The 2,658-nt window shown below is 68.0% G+C and carries 4 protein-coding genes and 1 rRNA gene; all 5 read right to left on the bottom strand.

What is annotated here, in order from left to right:
• The coding region (locus tag VIB55_RS25620) for a zinc-ribbon domain-containing protein (protein ID WP_414681123.1) at positions 1-150 on the bottom strand (150 nt) is incomplete at its 3' end.
• Positions 147-1,148: a diguanylate cyclase gene (locus VIB55_RS05655; RefSeq protein WP_331875692.1), complete on the bottom strand. Its 1,002-nt coding sequence runs from the start codon at positions 1,146-1,148 to the stop codon at positions 147-149. The genes VIB55_RS25620 and VIB55_RS05655, both read right to left, overlap by 4 nt.
• A 66-nt stretch (positions 1,149-1,214) precedes the next feature.
• Positions 1,215-1,394 (bottom strand): Trm112 family protein, encoded by a 180-nt coding sequence (locus VIB55_RS05650; RefSeq protein ID WP_349262994.1) that lies wholly within the window; start codon positions 1,392-1,394, stop codon positions 1,215-1,217.
• Positions 1,394-2,314, bottom strand: a complete 921-nt coding sequence (gene era, locus VIB55_RS05645) for a GTPase Era (protein ID WP_331875689.1) — start codon at positions 2,312-2,314, stop codon at positions 1,394-1,396. Before era ends, VIB55_RS05650 begins: the two co-directional genes overlap by 1 nt.
• Before the next feature lie 223 nt (positions 2,315-2,537).
• Positions 2,538-2,654, bottom strand: a 5S ribosomal RNA gene (rrf, locus tag VIB55_RS05640).
• Positions 2,655-2,658 lie beyond the last annotated feature (4 nt).

Below are 2,658 nucleotides of genomic sequence, written 5' to 3'. Positions count from 1 at the left end.
GGATGGCGTCGGCGGAGCCGCGGCCGCACCGGTGGCGGAAACCTGGAAGACGCCGCGGCAGATGGAGCAGCGAACCCGCACCCCGCCGTCGGGAACCTTCCGCGGATCTACCCGGAAGACGGTGCTGCAGTGCGTGCAGGTGACGTTCATTGCGTGTGGTCCCCGGAAGCGTTCTCGTCGGATGCGGTGGCCGCCGCAAGGGCGCTTTCGCCGCCGTGCCGCCGGTCCACCACGTAGATGGAGCCGGAGAACGTCTTGGCGTACGCCTTCATTTCGGTGGCCAGCTGGCTGATCTGCGCCGTGTGCACGAACGAGCGGTGCTCGTTGGTCACCACGCCGATGGAAAGCGTCATCAGCGGCACCTCGTACCCCTCGCCGCGCCGGTCCTTGCCGAAGAAGGAGCCACGCTCGCGGTCCTCGGGCGTATAGTGCAGGTCAATCAGCTCGCTGAACACGCTGATCACCTCTTCGCAGCACTTCCGGAAATCATCCAGCGGCGCGTTGAAGATGAAGTCGTCGCCGCCGATGTGCCCCACGAACGCCGTCGGCGAGTGCGCCCTCACCACGTCGCGAAGGATGCGCGACAGGATCAGGATCACCCGGTCGCCGTTGTTGTACCCGTACCGGTCGTTGAATTCCTTGAAATGATCGAGGTCGCAGTAGCAGACCGCGAACTTTTCGCCCGTCAGGAGCCGCCGGCCGATGTCGCGCTCGATCTGCACGGTGCCCGGCAGCAGCGTGGTGGGGTGCACGCTCACGTCGCGCTCCGCCCGCCGCAGGGCCATCCGCAGCCGTAGCGCGCACTCGCGCTCCGAAAGCTTGTGGTTCAGCACCTCGTCGGCACCGGCCTCCAGCGAAAGCGCCGCCGGGTCGTCGCCCTCGCCCTGCCCCGTCGCGTAGGCGATCACGGGGACGACGGAGGTGAACGCCTCGTCCTTGATGGCCCGGCAGACTGCCAGAGCCGCGTCCAGCGGCGGGGTCGCGTCGATCACCAGCGCCGCCGGGTACGAGCGGCCCACCCGCTCCAGCACGTCGCGGCCGTCGGTGGCATCGACGACGGGAAGGCCGCGCTCCGCCGCGAACTCGCTGACCACCCCCGGCGGGGGGCGGCCGTGCGGCGTAAAGTGCAACAGAATGCGCGGCGGCATGACGTCCGGCTACGGGTGTGCAGGGCGAAGAAGGGGGGAGATACTATCCGGCTGCGGCGTCGGCTGTCAAACGCCCCCGGCGGGTTCCAGCGGACGCGCCTCGTCGATCAGCAGGATGGGAATCCCCTCCCGCACCTCGTAGCGCAGGCGGTCGGCCGCGCAGACGAGGGATTCGGGGTCCTGCTCGTACGTCAGCTCGCCCCGGCACTTGGGGCACACCAGCAGGTCGAGCAGCCAAGGTTCGATCACGTGCGTTCTTCCTGCGTGGGAATGGAGAAGCCGAAGCGCTGCAGCTGAAGCGCGTCCTTGCGCCAGCGCGGCAGCACCTTCACCCACAGGTCCAGGTACACCGGCGCGCCGACGAACTCCTCGATCTTTTCGCGCGCCGAGCGGCCGAGCTTCTTGATGGCAGCGCCCCCCTGCCCGATCAGGATGGCCTTCTGGGTGGGGCGCTCCACGTAGATGGTGGCGCGGATGTACAGCGGCGTCGCCGTTTCGCGAAACTCGTCGACCTTTACGGCGATGCTGTACGGCACCTCTTTCTCGAACAGCTCGAACGCCGCCTCGCGCACGAACTCGGCCACGAAGAAGCGGACCGGCTGCGACGAGACATCGTCTTCCGGGAACAGGAAGGGCGACACGGGCAGCCGCCGAGCGATCTCTTCGCGCAGGCCAACGACCCCCTCGCCCGTCAGCGCCGACACCTCCACCGGGTCGATGCCGAACCGCTCCTGCGTCCAGTGCTTCACCTGCTCGCTCTGCCCCGGCCGCGCCAGGTCCCGCTTGTTGCTGACGGCGATCAGCCCCTTCGCGCGGGCGAGCAGCTCCAGCACGTCGGGCGAAAACTCGGGGATGCCCGCGGCCGCATCCACCAGCAGCAGCACCACGTCGGAGTCGCCGATGACCTCGGTGGCGGCGTGGAGCATGGCGCGGTGAAGCAGGTACCGCGGCTCCACCAGCCCGGGGGTGTCGACGAACACCATCTGCACGCCGTCGCGGGTATCGATGCCCAGCACCTTTTCGCGCGTGGTCTGCGCCAGCGGTGTAACGATGCTGAGCTTCTGCTCCACCAGGCGGTTCATCAGCGACGACTTGCCCGCGTTGGGATAGCCCACCAGGGCCACGTAGCCCGCTCTCGTCGTCACCTCGTCGCCGCTCTCATCCATGGGGCCGAATCTAGTCCGCACGAACGAGGCGGCGCAAGTAAATCGGGGCCGAACTGCATGACTCACGCGGCGGCGCGGAGGGCGCAGAGAAGTGCGGGAGCGCTCCCTCCGCTTTTCTCCGCGTTCTCCGCGCCTCCGCGTGAGACCCCGTTCTGTTCGAATAGGTAGAAACGCCAAACGCCCGCCTCGAGCGAGATGCTCGAAGCGGGCGTTCGGAATAATAGGCCGGCGGCGCCGTACTCTCCCACCGGGTGGCCCCGGCAGTACCATCCGCGCAGCGGGTTTTCACTTCCGAGTTCGGGATGGGATCGGGTGGATCCCCCGCGCCATAGCCACCGGCCATA

The organism is Longimicrobium sp. (assembly GCF_036554565.1).
In the GTDB taxonomy this organism is placed as follows: domain Bacteria; phylum Gemmatimonadota; class Gemmatimonadetes; order Longimicrobiales; family Longimicrobiaceae; genus Longimicrobium.
Note: the sequence above shows the minus strand (reverse complement) of the source record. Positions and strands in the feature narration are given on the sequence as shown.